This is a genomic window from Rubellimicrobium rubrum, assembly GCF_006152115.1.
GTDB classification, from domain to species: Bacteria; Pseudomonadota; Alphaproteobacteria; order Rhodobacterales; family Rhodobacteraceae; genus Rubellimicrobium; species Rubellimicrobium rubrum.
This window is the reverse complement of record NZ_VDFU01000012.1, coordinates 80328-98493: the sequence shown is the minus strand read 5'-3', so window position 1 is coordinate 98493 and position 18166 is coordinate 80328. Positions and strand designations below refer to the sequence as shown.

The window sequence follows — 18166 nt, the reverse complement described above, 5'->3', positions numbered from 1 at the left end:
GATGAAGGGAAAGGCTGTGGACCAGTCAGCGAGCGTGTTGAGGTTCAGGCCGAGAGACGGACCGGGCATTCAAGAGTTCTCCTAGTGCATGGGACGCGTTCTGCTTGGCGTCGCCGGTAACACAGGGATCTTCTCTCGTCAGGGTTGTCGGGAACCCTGCGCGGCGGGCCGCCGTTTACCACGTTAGCGCTAAGCGCGAATCAGCGCGGCGGGCCGCTACTCTCCTTATGGGACAAACCTTTGCCGCAGATTCGCCGTGAAGGCTAGCGGGATGCCACCCGAAGGCCACGGTGAGTCCCGCAGGGATTCGCCCCCCGATTCGCAGCGCCCGGACGTGATTCGGCCCGGTGCGCCGCGACCTCGGCCTCCGCCGCCGCCAGAAGCCGGCCGAAGTCCTCGACGCCGATGTTGGCGCTCTGGTTGGCGCGCCGCAGCAGCCCGGCCAGTTCCTCGGGCGACAGCCCGGTCCGCGGGTCGGGCGCGGTGGCGGGAACGGCCGGCTGGCGGAACGGATAGCGCCGCCCGGTGAGCCGGTTGAACAGCACCGCCGCCCCCACCAGCACCACCGTGTCGAGCAGAACCGGCGCCAGCACGAAGCGAAACCCCATCTCCTCCACCACGGGCGCCGACAGCACCGTGGCCAGCGCCACCGCGCCGCCGGGCGGGTGCATGGCCCGGAGCGCCGCCATGCCCGCCATGGCCCAAAACACCGCCAGCCCCGCCGCAACGGCCTGGGGCGGTCCCAGCAACACCACCGTGACCGCCACACACGCCGACACCGTGTTGCCCACCACCGCCGACCAGGGCTGCGCCAACGGCGAGTTCGGCACCGCAAACAACAAAAACGCCGTGGCCCCCAACGGCGCAATCAAAAACAACCCAGCCCGCGTACCAGACACACCCCCCAGCGACACAAGCACCCCACAAGCCAGAAGAGCTAAACCGGCGCCCAGGGCGGCGCGGAAGGGCTCCGGCCCGCCCGGCCGCTGCATGGCGGGGCCAAAGGCGCGCAAGGTGCGGCGGAGGCGGGCGCGCCGCCGTCGTTTCGGATAAGCCATGTCGTGCCTCGCCTGGGGCCAGGGGGTAGGGCCCGCGCGGGGCGCAACAACCGCCTAACTAGGCGGCACGGCGCGCCGGTTCCAGCCCGAAGCGCGGGCGTCGTGAAAACCCGTGCCGCCCGGCGCGCTTTGTTGACGCGGCGCGTGGGATGCTACCTCCTGCGGGGACCGAGGCGGGCAGGGAATCCCTGCGCCCGGACGAAGGAAGGAGCCACGCCATGAAATCTGCCAAGGACTACCTCGATGAGGCCAACACCCAGGTTCCCCGCGTTCCCGTGGAGGATGCGCTGAAGAAGCACGCCGAGGGGAACGCGCTGTTCATCGACGTCCGCGACTCGGGCGCCATCGAAAAGACCGGAACCATCGCCGGGGCCGCCCGCGTGCCGCGCGGGTTCATGGAGTTCGCCGCCGACGACAGTTCGCAGTACCACAACCCGGTCCTGAAGAAGGACGCGGAGATCTACCTCGTCTGCGGCGCTGGCGGGCAGGCGGCGCTGGCGGGCAAGACCCTCAAGGAGATGGGCTTCGAGAAGGTCCACAACATCGGCGGCATCGGCGACTGGAAGAACGCCGGCGGCCCGATGGAGGATTGAGGGCCTGCGGTCTGACGTTGCATCGCCGGGCCGCCCCTTCTGCGGGGGATGGATGGCAGGGCGTCAGGCTCTGGCCTTGCGCGGAGGGGGCCGCGGGCGTATATGCGGCCCCGAGAGGTTGGCGCGGGCAGGCGCCTCGCCAACCCGGTCAGGTCCGGAAGGAAGCAGCCGCAACGAGTCCCGCTTGGGTCGTGTTCAGCCTCTCACCGATCAACCCTGGAGCAGGGAGGGCGAAGATGGAGATTGCCGTCACCCTCCGGGCCGGACGCCTGGCATAGGCTTCCGCTGCCCGATGCGAAGCCGCCTTGCGCCTTGCCGCGAGGTTCGATTCCTTCGTTCCGGGATTTTCAAGCAGTGACAGACCCTGTCCTTTCCAGCCTTGGCTGGACCCCCCATTTTGCCGGTCAGGTCGATCCTGACGAGGCGTCCACCCCTGCGCGCGTCAGCGGGGTGGAGCGCAGCCACATCATGGCGCTTGGCGTTGAGGGGCCGGTGCGGCTTCTCGTGCCCGAGGGGACCGGCAGCATCGCCGTCGGCGACTGGGTGCTGCAGGACGGCGTCCATGTGACCCGGCGCCTGACCCCCGCCACCGAGATCGTGCGGCGCAATGCGGGCGACACCTCGCGCCGGCAGCTCATCGCCGCCAATGTGGACACGCTGGGCATCGTCACCTCGTGCAACGCCGACTTCAATCCGGCGCGGCTGGAGCGCTACATCGCGGTGGCAGCGCAGGCGGGGTGCCTGCCGCTGGTGATCCTGACCAAGGCCGATCAGGCGGACGATCCCGACCGCTACCTGAGCGAGGCGCGGGCGCTGTCGCCGCTGGTGGTCGCGCTGGCGCTGAACGCCAAGGACCCGGAGGAGGTCGCGCGGCTGACCCCCTGGGTCGAGGCGGGGCGGACGCTCGCGCTCGTGGGGTCGTCGGGGGTGGGCAAGACCACGTTGCAGAACGCCCTGACCGGCGTGCAGGCGGCGACGCAGGACATCCGCGCCGACGACGCCAAGGGCCGGCACACGACCACCGCCCGCGCCTTGCGCCGGACGTTGGCTGGGGGCTGCCTGATCGACACGCCCGGCATCCGCGAGCTGGGGCTGGTCGATGCGGCCGAAGGGGTGGAGGAGGTGTTCTCCGACGTGGCAGCGCTGGCCGAGAGCTGCCGCTTCCGCGACTGCACCCACGACCGGGAGCCGGGCTGCGCCGTGCAGGCGGCCATCCGCGCGGGCACGCTCGATCCCGAGCGCCTGCGCCGTTACCAGAAGCTGGAGCGCGAGGACCGGCTGCACACCGAGGCGCTGCACGAGAAGCATGCGCGCAACCGTAGCTGGGCCAAGGCGACGGCCCATGGCTCGGCCCGCGCGAAGTGGAAGCGGCGCGGGCCGGACGCGGAGGAGTGACGGATCAGGCCGCCTTGGTCTGGGCGGCCTGAGCCTCTTCGACGCGCAGCGCCTTCAGGGCGATCGCCCATTTGTGGAGGTCGTCCAGGAGCGCCGTGGTTCCGGTCGCCACCGGCTCGGTCGGGTGGAAGGCGCCGTCCTGGATGTGCTGGAAGAACATCGGCACCGGCACCGTCTGGGGCAGGGCGTGCATGTTCACGTTGCTCAGCAGTTGCCGCAGCACCTGCGCGGCCCGCAGGCCCCCCGAGATGCCGCCGTAGCTGACCACGCCCGCGGGCTTGTGGCCCCATTCCTTGGCCAGCACCTGCACTGCGTTGATCAGGGCGGCGGGCGGGAAGTAGTCGTATTCGGGGGTCACGAACAGGAAGGCGTCGGCCGAGGCGACGCTCTGGCTCCAGCGCTTGGTGTGGTCGAACTGGTACTGCTGGAGGCGCGGATGCGCGGGCTCGTCGAGAAGGGGGAGGCCCACCTCCGCGAGGTCCACCAGTTCCACCTCGAAGAGGCCATGGGCCGAGGCGGCTTCGGCAAGCCACTGGCCGATGGTCGGGCCGACGCGGCCGGGGCGGGTGGAGCCGATGACGATGTTGAGCTTGGGGGCCATGATGAAACCTGTCTGGGGGGATCGCCCGGCCTGCGGCCGACCCCCCGTAGATATGGCCTCGCGCGCGCCGCTGACAGGCTGCGATCTGCCCGGCTGATGCATGGCAGCCTTGCGCGCACCGAACCGCCCGGTTCGCCGGGGGCCGCGTGGAACCGTCCGCTCCGCTTGAACCTTGTCAGCCGGACCCCGATGCCGGAGCCCCTGCCATGTTCGCCCCCAAGCCCCGCAAGGGGATGCCGCCCGTGAAGCTCGACCGCGACGGTTTTGCCGCGCGGTTCCGGGCGCAGTTCAAGGGCCATGCCTTTGACGCGCTCCAGCCGGAGATGGACCGCATCACCGAGGCGGCGTGGCAGGAATACGCGGGGAGCCACAAGAGCCCGCACACGCAAAAGGCCGGGCCGGGCTTTGCGGACCCGGACTACGACCTTGCCGTGGACTGGATCGCCGCCCGCGCCGCTATCGACAAGGCACAGGCGCGGCACGAGGACCCCTCGCGCCCGTCGCGCATCCTGCTGATCAACGGATCGACCCGGAGCGAGCACACCTGCCCGGGCGAGATGTCGAAGTCCTGGCGGCTGGTGGAGATCGCGCGGGAGGTGCTGCTGGAGGGCCGCGCCGAGATCGAGGTGCTCGACCTGTCGCGCACGGCCTCCGAGTACGGGCGGAACATCCACCCTTGCAAGGCGTGCTTTTCCACGGCGGCCGCGCTCTGCCATTGGCCCTGCTCGTGCTATCCGAACTACAGCCTGGGGCAGGCGCAGGACTGGATGAACGAGATCTATCCGATGTGGGTGGAGGCGCATGGGATCATGATCGTCACCCCCGTCCACTGGTATCAGGCGCCCACGCCCCTGAAGGCGATGATCGACCGGCTGGTCTGCGCGGATGGCGGCAACCCGGACCCGACCTCGACCCACGGCAAGGACGCGGCCCGCGCCAAGGAGCTGGAGCTGGGGGGCTGGCCCTATCCCCGGCACCTCAAGGACCGGCTGTATTCCGTGGTCGCCCATGGCGACGTGGAGGGGGCGGAGAACGTGCGGCGGTCGATCTCGGACTGGCTGTCCTTCATGGAGCTGCGCCCCGCCGGACGGCAGGCGGAGCTGGATCGCTACATCGGCTATTGGGAGCCCTATGCGACCAGCCACGATTCGCTCGACCGCGACGAGGGCATCCAGGGCGAGGTCCGCAACGCCGCGCGGACGCTGCTGGCCGGGGTCGCGGCGCATCGGGCGGGCGTCTTCGAGGACATGAGCGCGAACTTGACCCGCGCGCGGAACAAGTGACGTTGCCCCATGGGGGGCCAGGGCTTAGGTTGGCCCGGTCCCCCGTGGAGCCGCCCCGTTGCAAGACCTGATCCCCGAGCCTGCCCCCGAGACCGCCTACCGCGTGCTCGCCCGCAAGTACCGGCCCGAGACCTTTGCCGACCTTGTCGGGCAGGAGGCGATGGTGCGGACGCTACGCAACGCTTTCAAGGCGGGGCGGATCGCGCAGGCCTTTATCCTGACCGGCATTCGGGGGACCGGAAAGACCACCACGGCGCGGATCATCGCCAAGGGGCTGAACTGCGTCGGGCCGGACGGCACCGGAGGCCCGACCACCGAGCCCTGCGGGGTCTGCGTCCACTGCCGCGCGATCAGCGAAGGGCGGCATGTGGACGTGCTGGAGATGGACGCGGCCAGCCGGACCGGCGTGGGCGACATCCGCGAGATCATCGAATCCGTGCGCTACCGGGCCGCCGAGGCGCGCTACAAGGTCTACATCATCGACGAAGTGCACATGCTGTCCACCAACGCCTTCAACGCGCTGTTGAAGACGCTGGAGGAGCCGCCCGAGCATGTGAAGTTCATCTTTGCCACCACCGAGATCCGCAAGGTGCCGGTGACGGTGCTGTCGCGCTGCCAGCGCTTCGACCTCCGCCGGATCGAGCCCGAGGTGATGATGGGCCTGCTGCGCCGCATCGCCACCGCCGAGGGCGCGGAGATCGAGGACGGGGCGCTGGCGCTGATCGCGCGGGCGGCCGAAGGGTCGGCGCGGGACGCCACCTCTCTGCTGGACCAGGCGATCGCCGGGGGCGGGACGGCCACCGCCGAGCAGGTCCGCGCGATGCTGGGCCTTGCCGACCGGGGGCGGGTGCTGGACCTGTTCGACCTGATCCTGAAGGGCGAGGCGGCGGGCGCGCTGGAGGAGCTGGGCGCGCAGTATTCGGACGGCGCGGACCCGGTGATGGTGCTGCGCGACCTGGCGGAGATCGCGCATTGGGTGTCGGTGCTGAAGGTGTCGCCCGGGGCCTCCGAGGACCCGACGCTGTCGCCGGACGAGCGCGCGCGGGGGCAGGCCATGGCGGCGGCCATCCCGATGCGGGTGCTGGCGCGGTTCTGGCAGATGCTGCTCAAGGCGCTGGAGGAGGTCGCGGTCGCCCCCAATGCCATGATGGCGGCCGAGATGGCGGTGATCCGGCTGACGCATGTGGCCGACCTGCCCAGCCCCGAGGACCTGGTGCGGCAGTTGCAAGGCGCGAAGGGGACGCCCGCGATGGGGGCCGGGATGCCGGGGCCCGCGCCGCGCGCGCCGGTGCCGCAGGCGTCGCGTGGCGCCGGAGTGTCCATGGGCGGGGTGTCGGGGGGCGGGGCCGTCGCGCTGCCCGCCGGGCAGCCGCACCCTCTCGACCGGTTCGCGCGGTTCGAGGACGTGGTGCAGCTCATCCGCGACCAGCGGGACATCGGGCTGCTGATGGAGGTGGAGTCGGGGGTGCGGCTCGCCCGCTACCAGCCCGGGCGGATCGAGTTCGAGCCGGGGCCCATGGCCTCGCCGGACCTCGCGCAGCGGCTGGGGCAGCGGCTCCAGAGCTGGACGGGGACGCGCTGGGGCGTGTCGGTGGTGAGCGAAGGGGGGCAACCCTCGATCCGCGAGGCGCAGCTGGCGCAGGCCTCCGCGCTCGAGGCCGAGGCGCTGGCGCATCCCTTGGTGCAGGCGGCGCTGAGGGCCTTTCCGGGGGCGAAGCTGAAGGTCCAGTCGCGCGAGGAGAAGGCCCAGGCCGCCGAGGTCGAGGCGCTGCCCGAGGTTCCCGACGAGTGGGACCCCTTCGAGGAGTGAAGGGGTTGCCCGCGCGAGGGGGCGTGAATATCTGCATTCCGATCAACCGAAAGGGCGCGCGATGCTGAAGGGATTGGGCCTTGGTGGCCTGGGCGACATGGCCAAGATGATGAAGGCCGCCCAGGAGATGCAGGGCAAGGTGGCCGAGATGCAGGCGAGCCTCGACACCATCACCGTCGAGGGGAACGCGGGCGCGGGCCTTGTCAAGGTCACGGCCACCGCCAAGGGCGAGCTGAAGGCCCTGAGCATCGACCCCTCGATCTTCCGCGAGGAGGAGCGCGAGATGGTCGAGGACCTGATCCTGGCCGCCGTCAAGGACGCGCAGGCCAAGGGCGTGGAGCGCATGAACCAGGAGATGGGCCGCATCTCCGAGGAGCTGGGCCTGCCCGCGGGCATGAAGATGCCCTTCTGAGCCATGGCCGACACCCCCGCCGACATCGAAGGGCTGATCGCGCTGATGGCGCGGCTGCCGGGGCTTGGGCCCCGGTCGGCGCGGCGCGCGGTGCTGCATCTGGTCAAGAAGCGGGGGACGCTGCTCCTGCCGCTGGCCGATGCCATGCGCGAGGTGGGGACCACGGCGCGGGAATGCGTGAGCTGCGGCAACATCGGCACCCATGACCTCTGCGGCATCTGCGAGGATCCGCGCCGCCAGAACGGCCAGATCTGCGTCGTCGAAGGGGTCGAGGACCTGTGGGCGATGGAGCGGACGGCGGCGTTCCGGGGCCGCTACCACGTGCTGGGCGGCACGCTGTCAGCGCTCGATTCGGTGGGGCCGGAGGAGTTGCGCATCCCCAAGCTCGCGGAGCGGGTGAAGGACGAGGAGGTGACCGAGGTCATCCTGGCGTTGGGGGCCACGGTGGACGGGCAGACGACCGCCCACTACATCGCCGACCGGCTGACGGGCGTGCAGGTCACGACCCTGGCGCAGGGCGTCCCGGTGGGCGGAGAGCTCGACTACCTGGACGAGGGGACCATCGGCGCGGCGCTGCGGGCGCGGCGGGCGCTCTGATCCTCGCCATTGCCACCAGGGCCCGCTAGGGTGCGCCGCAAAGGAGCGCCTGAATGATCTATATCCTGACCGTGACCCTGCACCTTGTCGCCATGGTGCTTTGGATGGCCCCGATGATCGCCGTGCCCGCGATCCTGATGCGCTATGGGTCGCATGTGCCCAAGGCCGAGACGCTGGACCGGCTGCGCGGCGCGTTCCGGGGGCTAGCCACGCCGGGGCTGGTGCTGACCTGGCTGCTGGGGATCGCCAACGCCGTGCAGGGCGGCTGGTTCGACGACGGCTGGCTACACGTGAAGCTGGTGTTCGTGCTGGCCCTGTCGGCGCTGCACGGGGTCGCGCTGGGGCGGCTGCGGCGGCTGGAGCCGGGCGGGGCCATTCCGGGAATCCTCCGGGCCCTGCCATGGCTCGTGCTGGCGCTGGTGTTCGGCGCGATCCTGATGGCGGAATGGAAGCCCTTCTGACGAAGGGCCGCCACGTTCAGCGGCGCGAGGGCTGGTCGTCCTCGTCCTCATCGTCGCCGCCGGGCAGGTTGAAGAACGAATCCGCGTCCTGGATGTCGGGCAGAGCCTCCTCCTCTTCGGAGGCGTCCGCGTCGCGCGGGTCGGTCCGGCCCAGGGCGAAGGTGTCGAGGCCCTGGCCCATCCGCGGCTCGGGCGACATGGACAGCGACACCTGCGTCGAGACGAGCTTGCGGCGTTCGTCGTCGGTCATCGCGCCGCCTTCGCGGAGCTTCTTTTCGTTGGCCTTCTGGACCGCGGCATCAAGCTCGCTCTGGCGGCAGAGGCCCAGGGCCACGGGGTCGATCGGGTCGATGTTGCCGATGTTCCAGTGGGTCCGCTCGCGGATGGCGAGGATCGTGGGCTTGGTGGTGCCCACGAGCTTGGCGATCTGGCCGTCCGCCAGCTCGGGGTGGAACTTGACCAGCCAGTAGATCGCGGCGGGGCGGTCCTGGCGCTTGGACAGCGGCGTGTAGCGGGGGCCGCGGCGCTTTTCCTCGCCCACGGAGGCCTTGTTGAACTTGAGCTTGAGGCGGTGGAGCGGATTGCCCTCGGCCTTCTTGATTTCCTCGATGGTGAGCTGGTTGTTGGCGATGGGGTCGAAGCCCTTGACGCCTTGCGCCACCTCGCCGTCGGCGATGCCCTGGACCTCAAGCTCGTGCATGCCGCAGAAATCGCCGATCTGCTTGAAGTTCAGCGTCGTGTTGTCCACGAGCCAGACGGCGGTGGCGCGGGCCATGAGCGGTTTGTCGGTCATCGTGACACCTCGTTGGTCATATCTTCCCCGGGGCCCCGCCAGGGGGCGCCTTCCGCGGGGAAGGCCGGTTCACGCTGTCGGGGAACTCGGAGCGCTATATAGTCGCCTGCGACACGGAAGGAAAGCGCCATGCGCGGAGCCCTCTTGACCCTTGGCTGGCTGCTGGCGACGCCCGCGGCGGCGCAGGACTTCGACTACTACGTCCTGGCGCTGTCCTGGTCGCCCAACTGGTGCGCCCTGGAGGGCCGGGCCGAAGGGTCCGAGCAGTGCGATCCGGAGGCGGATCTGGGCTGGGTACTGCACGGGCTGTGGCCGCAATGGGAGGAGGGCTGGCCGCAATACTGCGACAGCCGCTTTCCCGACCCGTCCCGGCGCGAGACGGCGGCCATGGCCGACATCACCGGCACCGGTGGCCTGGCTTGGCACGCCTGGAACAAGCACGGCACCTGCTCGGGCCTGTCGCCGCAAGACTATTTCGCGCTGTCGCGCGAGGCGTATGGGGATGTGGCGATCCCCGATGTCTTCGAGCGGCTGCCCCGACCGGTCGAGCTGCCGGCCTCGGTGGTCGAGGAAGCCTTCCTGAAGGCCGATGCGAGGCTGCGCGGGAACGGGGTCACGGTCACCTGCCGGGACGGGCATATCCAGGAGGTGCGGCTTTGCCTGACCCCGGACCTGGAGCCGCGCCGCTGCGGGGCGGACGTCATCCGCGACTGCCGGGGGAATGCGCTGATGGAGCCCGTGCCCTGACGGCAGGGGAACCATGGCGCGCCACGGCCCGTTCGGAGCCCACACAAGGCGGAGGACGACCCATGGCCGAGCAGGACCGGGTGAGACGCATGGCACCCGAACCGGCCTCGTCCGTTGCAGGGCGATCCGATCTGCGTCCCGTGATGATGGCCGTGATCGCGCTCATCCTTGTGGGGTGGGCGGTCAAGGCGCTGTCGCCCGTCCTCATGCCGCTGGTGGCGGCGATCCTGATCGCCCTGGCGGTGATGCCCCTGCGCGACTGGGTGGCGGCGCGGGTGCCCCGGTGGCTGGGCTGGATGGGGCTGGTGGCCGCGATGGGGGCTGTCCTGCTGGTGCTGGCCTTCTTTGTCGGCGTGCTGGTGCTGGCGGCGCAGCAGATCGTGTCCGAGATCCCCGTCGAGCCCGGCCAGGTGGTCGAGATGATCCAGGGGTCCGAGAACGGCGAGGAGGGCGGCAGCGACATCGTCCAGGGCGCGCAGGCCGGCGCCTCGGGCGAGATCGGGGCCTCGCAGTCGGGTGACGAGGCGGGAGGCGGGTCGGGTGAGGGACCGGAAGCGGGCTCGGGCGGGGAGGGCGGCGCGGGCCCGCTCCTGTCGGGCTCCACGCGCGAGACGGTCCGCAGCCTGGGCCAGCGGGCGCTGGGCGCGGCCGGAGGAGTCGCGGCAGCCATCTTGAACTCGGCCTTCGCGGTGCTGGGCGGGCTGGTGCTGGTGGTGTTCCTCACCCTGTTGATCCTGGGCGAGAGCGGCGACTGGAAGCGCAAGGTGGGGGCCGCGATGCCCTGGCCGGACGACTGGCGCCTGAACGAATCCGCCGACGTGATCGCCCAGAAGATGCGGGCCTATCTGCTGATCCAGGCGGGGCTGGGGCTCGTGTCGGCGGTGCTGTACGCCGTCTGGCTGGGGTTCTGGGGCATCGGCCTGCTGCTCGTCTGGCCCTTGCTGATCTTTGTGCTGAACTTCATCCCGACGATCGGGTCGCTGGTCGGGGGGACGCTGCCCGTGGCCTATACGCTGCTCACCCGCGATCCCGGCACGGCGGTCGCGGTGGGTCTAGGGATTTTGGCTATCGAGAACGTCATGGGGAACCTCGTGGGGCCGCGCATCCAGGGGCAGAACGTGGCGCTGTCGCCGCTGGTGGTGCTGGTGGCGCTGGCTTTCTGGGGCTGGGCCTGGGGCATCGCGGGGGCGCTGCTTGCGGTGCCGGTGACGGTGGCGCTGGTGGTCCTGGGCGCGCATGTGCCGGTGCTGCGGCCCTGGGCGCTGCTCCTGTCGAACAAGACGGGGTGGGCGGGGCTGGATGAGGCGACGCGGCCCGAGGGGCAGGCCGCGCCGCATCCCTGACCTAGGTGCGGACCCCGGCGAAGCGGGTCTGCCAGTCGGCGCGTTCCTCGTCGGTGATCTTGCGGAAGCTCACCTCCGGGACGGTGAAGGCGTGGCCGGGGGGGAGGGCGCGGAGCGCGGGTTCGAGGTCGGAGGGCCAGGACCAGTCGTCCGACCCCAGCGCCTCCATCATCTGCTGCGCCGCGTCGGGGATGAAGGGCCGCGACAGCACCGCGTAAAGCCGGATGAGGTTGAGGCCGAGGCGCGTCTGCATGGCCGCCCGGTCGGGGTCGGTCTTGAAGCTGGTCCAAGGGGCGGCGGACTGGAGGTATTCGTTGCCCAGCACCCAGATCGCCCGAAGCTCCTGTGCGGCCTTGCGGACCTCGATGGCGTCCATGGCGGATTCGTAGGCCGCGAGGCGCGTGGCGAGGTCCGCGAGCAGCATCCCCTCGCGCTCGTCCCACTGGCCGCCCGAAGGGAGGGTTTCGCCGAACTTGGAGCGGCAGAACTTGGTGATGCGGGAGACGAAGTTGCCCAGGACGTCGGCGAGGTCCTTGTTCACGGACGTCTGGAAATTCTCCCAGGTGAATTCGGAGTCCGAGGACTCGGGCGCGTGGGACAGGAGCCACCAGCGCCAGTAGTCGGCGGGCAGGATGGAGAGAGCCTGGTCCATGAAGACGCCGCGCCCCTGCGAGGTCGAGAACTGGCCGCCGTCGTAGTTCAGGTAGTTGAAGGACTTGATGTAGTCGACGAGCTTCCAGTCCTCGCCGGAGCCCATGATCGTCACGGGGAAGCTCAGGGTGTGGAAGGGCACGTTGTCCTTGCCCATGAACTGGGTGTAGCGGACGTCGCTTGCCCCGCGGTCGGTGCGCCACCAGCGTTCCCAGTCGGCGTCGGGGCGGCCCGCCGCGTCGGTCCATTCCTTGGCGCAGGCGATGTATTCGATGGGGGCGTCGAACCAGACGTAGAAGACCTTGCCCTCCATGCCGGGCCAGGGCTGGTCGCCCTTCTGCACGGGCACGCCCCAGTCGAGGTCGCGGGTGATGCCCCGGTCCTGGAGCCCCTCGCCGTCGAGGAGCCACTTCCTAGCTATGGAGGTGGTGAGCACCGGCCAGTCGGTCTTGGAGTCGATCCATTCCAGCAGCCGGTCCTTCATCGCGGACTGGCGCAGGTGGAGGTGCTTGGTCTCGCGGATCTCGAGATCCGTGGAGCCGGAGATGGCGGAGCGGGGGTTGATGAGGTCGGTGGGGTCGAGCTGCTTTGTGCAGTTCTCGCACTGGTCGCCCCGGGCCTTCTCGTAACCGCAGTTGGGGCAGGTCCCCTCCACGTAGCGGTCGGGGAGGAAGCGGCCGTCGGCGTGGGAATATACTTGCCGCTCGGGCACCTCGGCGATCAGGCCCGCTGCGTCGAGCTGGCCTGCGAAGTGCTGGGTGAGTGTGTGGTTCTGGGGCGAGGAGGAGCGGCCGAAATGGTCGAAGCTGAGGCGGAAGCCTTGGGCGATCTCGGCCTGCACGGCGTGCATCCGGGCGCAGTACTCGGCCACCGGCTCCCCGGCCTTGGCGGCGGCAAGCTCGGCGGGGGTGCCGTGCTCGTCGGTGGCGCAGAGGAACAGCACCTCGTGGCCCCGCCCGCGCAGGTAGCGGGCGTAGAGGTCGGCGGGAAGCTGGGAGCCGACGAGGTTCCCGAGGTGCTTGATCCCGTTGATGTAGGGGATCGCTGAGGTGATGAGGTGGCGTGCCATGTGGGGGCCTTTCGCGGACGCCCCCATGTAGCGGCCCGGCGCCGGGGTTGCCAGAGGGCCGCCGGACGGGCCCTGTCGCGGGGGGGGGGCGCCTGGTCTAGGCTGGGCGGGCCAAGCCGCAGGAGGTTCGCCGTGCCCATCGTCCGTGTCGAGATTGCCCGGGGCGTCGCTTCGGTCGAGCAGAAGAAGGCCGTGATCCGGCGCATGACGGAGGTGCTTGTCGAGGAGCTCGGGCGCGACCCCGACTACGTCTTCGTCCTGATCGACGAGGTGGACACCGACAACTGGGGCCGGAAAGGGCGGTCGCTGACCGATCTCTGGGGCGAGCGCGAGGGCTGAGGAGGCCCCGGCCCCGGCCCCAGACTGGCAGAGGCGGGACCGGGGCCGCCCCTGCGGCGTCACTGCGCGGTGTAGGCCCCATCCACAAGGTGATAGCTGCCGGTGATGAAGCTGGCCTCCTTGGACAGGAGGAAGCAGGTGAGGGCCGAGACCTCCTCCGGGGTGCCGAGGCGCTTGACGGGATGCATCTGGGCGATGCCGATCCGCGCCTCCTCGCCCAGGGCGTCGAGGAGGGGGGTGCGGATGAAAGCCGGTCCCACCGCGTTGATGCGAATGCCGCGCTGGGCGTATTCCATGGCGGCGTTCTTGGTCAGGCCCACGACGGCGTGCTTGGCCGCGACATAGGCGGGGGCGTTCGCGAAGCCCACCGATCCCAGGATCGAGGCCATGTTGACGACCGCGCCGCCGCCCGACGCCTCGATGGCCGGAAGGCCGTAGCGCAGGCCGTAGAAGACGCCGTGCAGGTTGACGTCGATGACCTTGTGCCAGCCGTCGAGCGGATACTCTCCGGTGGGGGCCGAGGGGCCGCCGATGCCGGCGTTGTTCACCAGAAGGTGGAGGCCGCCGGTCTGTTCGACGGCGAAGGTCACCAGCGCCTCGACCTGGCCCGCATCGGCCACGTCGCAGGCCCTGGTCAGCGCCTGGGGGATGCCCTGGGCGGCCTGGGCCAGCGCGTCGTCGTGCAGGTCGCTCAGCACCACGCGGGCGCCACCCTGCGCCAGTTCGCGCGCGATGGCGAGGCCGATGCCCGAGGCGGCGCCGGTGACGATGGCGGTCTGTCCGGTGAAGTCGAATGGCATGGGAGGGGTCTCCTGTCTGGGAATTGGGGCGATGGTTGCCACTGCGGGGGGCGCCCGCCTTAATCTGGATCAAGGCCCGGCCGGGGACACCGGCTTGCTCCTCCGGCGGGGCACGCTAGGGTCCGCGCGAACATCGAGGGGACGGGCATGCGGCAGGTGGAACTGGGACGGTCGGGCATCCGGGTGTCGGAATGGGCGCTGGGGACGATGACCTTTGGCAACCAGACGCCCGAGGATGATGCGCATCGTCAGATGGACATGGCGCTGGAGGCCGGGGTCACCCTGTGGGACTGCGCCGAGATGTATCCGGTGAACCCGGTGACCAAGGAGAGCGCCGGGCGCAGCGAGGCGTTCCTGGGCCGCTGGTTCGCGTCGCACGGGCGGCGGGCCGAGGTGGTGCTGGCGACCAAGGTCGCAGGCCCCCGGAACGCCATCCGGGGCGATCAGGGGTTCGGGAACGGCACCGTCAAGGCGGCCTGCGAGGCGTCGCTGAAGCGGCTGCAAACGGAAGTGATCGACCTTTACCAGCTTCATTGGCCCGAGCGGGCGCATTACCACTTCCGCCGCAACTGGACCTATGACCCGTCCAGCCAGGACAAGGCTGCGAACATCGCGCTGATGGACGACGTGCTGGGGCAGCTGTCCGACCTGCGGGCCGAGGGCAAGATCCGGGAGTTCGGGCTATCGAACGAGACGGCCTGGGGGACCGTGCGCTGGATGGACCGCGCTGAGGCGCTGGGGGCCCCGATGGTCCGCACCGTGCAGAACGAATATTCGCTGCTGGCGCGGCTGTACGACACCGACATGGCCGAGGTCGCGGTGAACGAGGGGGTGACGCTGCTTGCCTTCTCGCCGCTGGGGGCGGGGCTGCTGACGGGCAAGTATGCGGGCGGCGCGCTGCCCGAAGGGTCGCGCAAGGCGCTGAACGGCGATCTGGGCGGACGGGCGAGCCCGCGCGTGGACGGGGCGGTCGCGGCCTACCACGCCGTTGCACAGGAGGCCGGGCTGGACCCTGTGCACATGGCGATGGCCTGGCACCGGACGCGGCCCTTTCCGTCCATCCCGATCTTTGGGGCGACCACGGTGGCGCAACTGGAGCGCATCCTGGCCGGGGTCGCGGTGGAAATGGGCCCGGACCTCGCCAAGCGGATCGACGAGGTGAACCGGGCCCAGCCGCTGCCCTATTAGGCGGCGGCCTCCGCCTTGGCCTGGAGAAGCTGCACCACCTCGTCGCCCACGCCGCGGGCCGAGGCCGGGTTCTGCCCGGTGACGAGGTGGCCGTCGGTCACGACCTTCTTGGACTGCTGCATCATCGCCTTGGTGTAGTCGGCGCCGCGGTCCTTCATCGCCTGTTCGAGGTTGAAGGGCACGGCATCGTCGCGGCCCACGCCTTCCTCCTCCTTCCAGGAAAATCCGGTGGCCTTGCGGCCCTGCAGGAGGGGCGTGCCGTCCGACAGGCGGGCCTCCAGCAGCCCGGCCGGACCGTGGCAGACGGCGGAGACGGGCTTGCCCTGGTCGAACATCCGGGCGGCGAGGCTGGCAAGGTCCTGGGAGCCGGGGAAGTCGAACATCGTGCCGTGGCCGCCGGCAAGGAAGATGGCGTCGTAATCCTCGGCCCGGACATCGGCGAGGCGCTTGGTGTCCTTGAGGCTGTCCATGAAGGCACGGTCCTCGTAGCGGGCCTTGATGGCCTTATCCATCACCGAGGGGTTCAGGCTTTCGGGGTCGAGCGGGGTGTAGCCGCCCTGCGGGCTGGCGATATCGTAGGCGAGGCCCGCTTCGTCGAAGGCGTCGAGGGCGTGGGTCAGCTCGCCCAGCCAGAGGCCGGTGCGGTAGCCCTTGCGTTCGTATTCGCCGGCGTTGGTGACGACGGCGAGGATGCGGTTCGTGGGCATGGAATGCCTCCTGTCGGTGATGGTGCGGGAAACGGTCGCGGCGCGGCTCGGTTCCACCGCGGGGGTGGAGCGTGACGCCGCAGCCGCTAGGATGGCCGGACGCCCCAACCGGAGATCCCCCATGCGCCGCGCTTTTCTTACCCTTCTGCTCCTGGCTGCCTGCGGGCGCGGGGCGCCTGTGCCGGTGACAGAGGGGCCGTCGTTCCGCGACCGCGCGCAGCCCATCGCCTCCACCACGCGGGGGACGGCCGGGGATCTGGCGGGGGAGTGGGTGATCTCGCAGGCCTATCCCAGCCTGCCCTTTGCCGCGCCCGGCACGCGGGTTCTGCTGGCGCTGGGGACGAATGGAACCGCGATCTGGCGATTCACCGGCCCCGCGGGGTCCGGGATGGTCGCCACGACCCCAGGCCTGCCGGGTCGCTTCGTGCCCGCCGCGCAGGGTGGGCCCGAGTTGTGGGTGCTGTGGGTGGACGACGATTTCCGCACGGCGGCGATCGGCACGCCGGATGGGCGCACCGGCTGGATCATGGACCGGCCGGGCGCCGCCTCGGCGGACCGGACCGGGGCCGCGCTCGAGATGCTGGACTTCAACGGCTACGACGTGACGCGGCTGTCCGGCGCGTAGGCGGGCTGAAGCCCGCCGTCTTGCGCCGGACTGGCGGGCCGAAGCCCGCCCTACGGGACCGCGTCTCAGCCCAGCGCGACGGCGCGGGTGTCCTCGTCGATGAGGTCTTCGAACTTGGCGAAGTTCTGGGCGAACATCCCCACCAGCTTCTTGGCCGCTGCGTCATAGGCCTGGGGGTCGGCCCAGGTGCCGCGCGGATCGAGGAGTGCGGGGTCCACGCCCTCGACCGCGACGGGAACCTCGAAGCCGAACCAGGGGTCGCGGCGGAACCGGGCCCGCGAGAGCCTGCCGTCGAGCGCGGAGGCCAGGAGCGCGCGGGTGGCCCCGATGGGCATCCGGCTGCCCGTGCCGTAGGCCCCTCCGGTCCAGCCGGTGTTCACCAGCCAGCATTCCGCCCCGTGGCGCGCGATCTTTTCGGCCAGGAGCTTGCCGTAGACCTCGGGCTTGCGGGGCAGGAAAGGCGCGCCGAAGCAGGCCGAGAAGGTGGGCTCGGGCTCGGTCACGCCGCGTTCGGTGCCCGCGACCTTGGCGGTGAAGCCGGACAGGAAGTGGTACATGGCCTGCGCGGGCGACAGGCGCGCGATGGGCGGCAGCACCCCGAAGGCGTCGCAGGTCAGCATGACCACGTGCCGAGGGTGGCCCGAGACGCCGGTCGCGGAGGCGTTCGGGATGGCGTCCAGCGGGTAGGCGCAGCGGGTGTTCGCCGTGCGCGAGGCGTCCGCGAAGTCGAGTTCGCAGGTTTCCGGGTGGTAGCCCATGTTCTCGATTACCGTGCCGAAGCGCGCGGTGGTGGCGTGGATCGCCGGTTCCGCCGTGGGGCAGAGGTTGAGCGTCTTGGCGTAGCAGCCCCCCTCCATGTTGAAGAGGCCGCGGTCGGACCAGCCGTGTTCGTCATCGCCCAGCAGCACGCGGGACGGATCGGCCGACAGCGTGGTCTTGCCGGTGCCGGACAGGCCGAAGAACACTGCCGCGTCGGCCGGATCACCGGGCGCGTGGTTGGCCGAGCAGTGCATGGGCAGGACGCCCCGTTCCGGCAGGAGCCAGTTCAGGATGGTGAAGACGGCCTTCTTGTTCTCGCCCGCATAGTCGGTGCCGCCGATCAGGACCCACCGGGATTCCATGTCGATGGCGATGACCGTGCCGCTGCGGCAGCCATGGCGCGCGGGGTCGGCGGTGAAGCTTGGGCAGTTGAGCAGCGTCCAGTCGGGCGCGAAGCTGTCCAGCGCCTCGCGCGGGGGGCGGCGGAGCAGGTGGCGCACGAACAGCGCGTGCCAGGCCCGTTCGGTGACCATCCGCATGTTGAGACGGAGCTGCTCATCGGCCCCGGCCCAGAGGTCCTGCACATGGACCGAGCGGTCCGCGAGATGGGCCAGCATGTCGGCCTTGAGACGCGCGAAGGCATCGGGCGCCATGGCGGCGTTGGCGTCCCACCAGACTTGGGATTCCGTGGCGGCGCGGCGGACGACGTGCTTGTCCTTTGGCGAGCGGCCGGTGAACCGGCCCGTCTCGACCAGAAGGACGCCGCCCTGTCCGAGCCGTCCCTCACCCGCGCAGAGCGCCGCCTCGACGAGATCGGGTTCGAGCAGGTTGTAATACACCGACGCGAGTCCCGAAAATCCCTGCGCCTCGATGGGCATCGCGGGGTTGACGCGTCCGTGGTCCATGGTGCCGTTCCTCCTCAACCAGCGTCCACA

19 protein-coding genes and 1 other RNA gene are annotated in these 18166 nt (G+C 70.3%); 13 read left to right on the top strand and 7 right to left on the bottom strand.

Translation table 11 applies throughout. The annotated features are described in order from the left end of the window. Positions 1 to 263: 263 nt before the first annotated feature. Complete coding sequence (locus tag FHG66_RS11690) at positions 264 to 1058, bottom strand: HPP family protein (protein WP_139076934.1); 795 nt, start codon at positions 1056 to 1058, stop codon at positions 264 to 266. A gap of 218 nt (positions 1059 to 1276) precedes the next feature. Between FHG66_RS11690 and FHG66_RS11685 the strand changes: the two genes are divergently transcribed. The 3 genes from FHG66_RS11685 to rsgA all read left to right on the top strand — a co-directional run bounded on the left by FHG66_RS11685 (position 1277) and on the right by rsgA (position 3046). Then, complete coding sequence (locus FHG66_RS11685; RefSeq protein WP_139076932.1) at positions 1277 to 1651, top strand: rhodanese-like domain-containing protein; 375 nt, start codon at positions 1277 to 1279, stop codon at positions 1649 to 1651. 111 nt (positions 1652 to 1762) lie between these two features. After that, an RNA gene (gene ffs / locus FHG66_RS11680) (signal recognition particle sRNA small type) lies at positions 1763 to 1860 on the top strand. Positions 1861 to 2005: 145 nt separating this feature from the next. Then, positions 2006 to 3046 (top strand): ribosome small subunit-dependent GTPase A, encoded by a 1041-nt coding sequence (rsgA, locus tag FHG66_RS11675; protein WP_139076930.1) that lies wholly within the window; start codon positions 2006 to 2008, stop codon positions 3044 to 3046. A gap of 4 nt (positions 3047 to 3050) precedes the next feature. Here the strand turns inward: rsgA and FHG66_RS11670 are convergent, their stop codons facing one another. Continuing rightward, positions 3051 to 3647: an NADPH-dependent FMN reductase gene (locus FHG66_RS11670; protein WP_139076928.1), complete on the bottom strand. Its 597-nt coding sequence runs from the start codon at positions 3645 to 3647 to the stop codon at positions 3051 to 3053. A 206-nt stretch (positions 3648 to 3853) separates the two neighbouring features. On the opposite strand from FHG66_RS11670, the gene FHG66_RS11665 reads away from it, so the two are divergent. The 5 genes from FHG66_RS11665 to FHG66_RS11645 all read left to right on the top strand — a co-directional run bounded on the left by FHG66_RS11665 (position 3854) and on the right by FHG66_RS11645 (position 8210). Then, positions 3854 to 4930, top strand: a complete 1077-nt coding sequence (locus tag FHG66_RS11665; RefSeq protein ID WP_218013830.1) for a flavodoxin family protein — start codon at positions 3854 to 3856, stop codon at positions 4928 to 4930. Between the two features lie 58 nt (positions 4931 to 4988). Further along, positions 4989 to 6740 (top strand): DNA polymerase III subunit gamma/tau, encoded by a 1752-nt coding sequence (locus tag FHG66_RS11660; protein ID WP_425471735.1) that lies wholly within the window; start codon positions 4989 to 4991, stop codon positions 6738 to 6740. Positions 6741 to 6801: 61 nt separating this feature from the next. Continuing rightward, positions 6802 to 7152: a YbaB/EbfC family nucleoid-associated protein gene (locus tag FHG66_RS11655; protein WP_139076926.1), complete on the top strand. Its 351-nt coding sequence runs from the start codon at positions 6802 to 6804 to the stop codon at positions 7150 to 7152. Positions 7153 to 7155: 3 nt separating this feature from the next. Continuing rightward, positions 7156 to 7749 (top strand): recombination mediator RecR, encoded by a 594-nt coding sequence (recR, locus tag FHG66_RS11650; protein ID WP_139076924.1) that lies wholly within the window; start codon positions 7156 to 7158, stop codon positions 7747 to 7749. Positions 7750 to 7802: 53 nt separating this feature from the next. Next, positions 7803 to 8210 carry a CopD family protein gene (locus FHG66_RS11645; RefSeq protein WP_139076922.1) on the top strand — a complete coding sequence of 136 codons (408 nt, stop codon included), beginning with the start codon at positions 7803 to 7805 and terminating at the stop codon, positions 8208 to 8210. Positions 8211 to 8226: 16 nt separating this feature from the next. Here the strand turns inward: FHG66_RS11645 and FHG66_RS11640 are convergent, their stop codons facing one another. Continuing rightward, the gene (locus FHG66_RS11640; RefSeq protein ID WP_139076921.1) at positions 8227 to 9003 is read right to left on the bottom strand and encodes a DUF1013 domain-containing protein; all 777 of its coding nucleotides are present in this window, start codon (positions 9001 to 9003) and stop codon (positions 8227 to 8229) included. A 129-nt stretch (positions 9004 to 9132) separates the two neighbouring features. On the opposite strand from FHG66_RS11640, the gene FHG66_RS11635 reads away from it, so the two are divergent. Together FHG66_RS11635 and FHG66_RS11630 are read left to right on the top strand one after the other, a co-directional pair. Continuing rightward, complete coding sequence (locus FHG66_RS11635; protein ID WP_139076920.1) at positions 9133 to 9750, top strand: ribonuclease T2 family protein; 618 nt, start codon at positions 9133 to 9135, stop codon at positions 9748 to 9750. Between the two features lie 62 nt (positions 9751 to 9812). Continuing rightward, positions 9813 to 11093 carry an AI-2E family transporter gene (locus FHG66_RS11630; protein WP_139076919.1) on the top strand — a complete coding sequence of 427 codons (1281 nt, stop codon included), beginning with the start codon at positions 9813 to 9815 and terminating at the stop codon, positions 11091 to 11093. A gap of 1 nt (position 11094) precedes the next feature. Here FHG66_RS11630 and metG read toward each other — a convergent pair whose 3' ends face one another. After that, positions 11095 to 12813, bottom strand: coding sequence for a methionine--tRNA ligase (gene metG, locus FHG66_RS11625; RefSeq protein WP_139076918.1), 1719 nt, complete (start codon positions 12811 to 12813; stop codon positions 11095 to 11097). A gap of 132 nt (positions 12814 to 12945) precedes the next feature. On the opposite strand from metG, the gene FHG66_RS11620 reads away from it, so the two are divergent. Further along, on the top strand, positions 12946 to 13152 hold the full coding sequence (locus tag FHG66_RS11620) for a tautomerase family protein (protein ID WP_139076917.1): 207 nt from the start codon (positions 12946 to 12948) through the stop codon (positions 13150 to 13152). Positions 13153 to 13211: 59 nt separating this feature from the next. Here the strand turns inward: FHG66_RS11620 and FHG66_RS11615 are convergent, their stop codons facing one another. After that, on the bottom strand, positions 13212 to 13952 hold the full coding sequence (locus FHG66_RS11615) for an SDR family NAD(P)-dependent oxidoreductase (protein WP_139076916.1): 741 nt from the start codon (positions 13950 to 13952) through the stop codon (positions 13212 to 13214). Positions 13953 to 14099: 147 nt separating this feature from the next. Between FHG66_RS11615 and FHG66_RS11610 the strand changes: the two genes are divergently transcribed. Next, the gene (locus FHG66_RS11610; RefSeq protein ID WP_139076915.1) at positions 14100 to 15140 is read left to right on the top strand and encodes an aldo/keto reductase; all 1041 of its coding nucleotides are present in this window, start codon (positions 14100 to 14102) and stop codon (positions 15138 to 15140) included. Here FHG66_RS11610 and FHG66_RS11605 read toward each other — a convergent pair. Beyond that, positions 15137 to 15847 carry a type 1 glutamine amidotransferase domain-containing protein gene (locus FHG66_RS11605; RefSeq protein WP_139076914.1) on the bottom strand — a complete coding sequence of 237 codons (711 nt, stop codon included), beginning with the start codon at positions 15845 to 15847 and terminating at the stop codon, positions 15137 to 15139. The genes FHG66_RS11610 and FHG66_RS11605 overlap by 4 nt on opposite strands. A gap of 121 nt (positions 15848 to 15968) precedes the next feature. Between FHG66_RS11605 and FHG66_RS22265 the strand changes: the two genes are divergently transcribed. Beyond that, a complete protein-coding gene (locus FHG66_RS22265; RefSeq protein WP_246082567.1) occupies positions 15969 to 16472 on the top strand; it encodes a lipocalin family protein in 504 nt (167 codons plus the stop codon). A 65-nt stretch (positions 16473 to 16537) separates the two neighbouring features. Here FHG66_RS22265 and FHG66_RS11595 read toward each other — a convergent pair whose 3' ends face one another. Continuing rightward, entirely contained in the window at positions 16538 to 18136 is a 1599-nt protein-coding gene (locus tag FHG66_RS11595) for a phosphoenolpyruvate carboxykinase (protein ID WP_139076913.1), read from the bottom strand. Positions 18137 to 18166: the final 30 nt, after the last annotated feature.

Excerpts from the sequence above, each read along its gene's own strand:
- FHG66_RS11645 (WP_139076922.1), top strand. The coding sequence starts at position 7,803 with ATGATCTATATCCTGACCGTGACCCTGCACCTTGTCGCCATGGTGCTT.
- FHG66_RS11685 (WP_139076932.1), top strand. The coding sequence starts at position 1,277 with ATGAAATCTGCCAAGGACTACCTCGATGAGGCCAACACCCAGGTTCCC.
- metG (WP_139076918.1), bottom strand. The coding sequence starts at position 12,813 with ATGGCACGCCACCTCATCACCTCAGCGATCCCCTACATCAACGGGATC.
- FHG66_RS11690 (WP_139076934.1), bottom strand. The coding sequence starts at position 1,058 with ATGGCTTATCCGAAACGACGGCGGCGCGCCCGCCTCCGCCGCACCTTG.
- FHG66_RS11670 (WP_139076928.1), bottom strand. The coding sequence starts at position 3,647 with ATGGCCCCCAAGCTCAACATCGTCATCGGCTCCACCCGCCCCGGCCGC.
- FHG66_RS11640 (WP_139076921.1), bottom strand. The coding sequence starts at position 9,003 with ATGACCGACAAACCGCTCATGGCCCGCGCCACCGCCGTCTGGCTCGTG.
- FHG66_RS11610 (WP_139076915.1), top strand. The coding sequence starts at position 14,100 with ATGCGGCAGGTGGAACTGGGACGGTCGGGCATCCGGGTGTCGGAATGG.
- FHG66_RS11630 (WP_139076919.1), top strand. The coding sequence starts at position 9,813 with ATGGCCGAGCAGGACCGGGTGAGACGCATGGCACCCGAACCGGCCTCG.
- FHG66_RS11655 (WP_139076926.1), top strand. The coding sequence starts at position 6,802 with ATGCTGAAGGGATTGGGCCTTGGTGGCCTGGGCGACATGGCCAAGATG.
- FHG66_RS11605 (WP_139076914.1), bottom strand. The coding sequence starts at position 15,847 with ATGCCCACGAACCGCATCCTCGCCGTCGTCACCAACGCCGGCGAATAC.
- FHG66_RS11595 (WP_139076913.1), bottom strand. The coding sequence starts at position 18,136 with ATGGACCACGGACGCGTCAACCCCGCGATGCCCATCGAGGCGCAGGGA.
- FHG66_RS11615 (WP_139076916.1), bottom strand. The coding sequence starts at position 13,952 with ATGCCATTCGACTTCACCGGACAGACCGCCATCGTCACCGGCGCCGCC.
- FHG66_RS11635 (WP_139076920.1), top strand. The coding sequence starts at position 9,133 with ATGCGCGGAGCCCTCTTGACCCTTGGCTGGCTGCTGGCGACGCCCGCG.
- FHG66_RS22265 (WP_246082567.1), top strand. The coding sequence starts at position 15,969 with ATGCGCCGCGCTTTTCTTACCCTTCTGCTCCTGGCTGCCTGCGGGCGC.
- recR (WP_139076924.1), top strand. The coding sequence starts at position 7,156 with ATGGCCGACACCCCCGCCGACATCGAAGGGCTGATCGCGCTGATGGCG.
- FHG66_RS11665 (WP_218013830.1), top strand. The coding sequence starts at position 3,854 with ATGTTCGCCCCCAAGCCCCGCAAGGGGATGCCGCCCGTGAAGCTCGAC.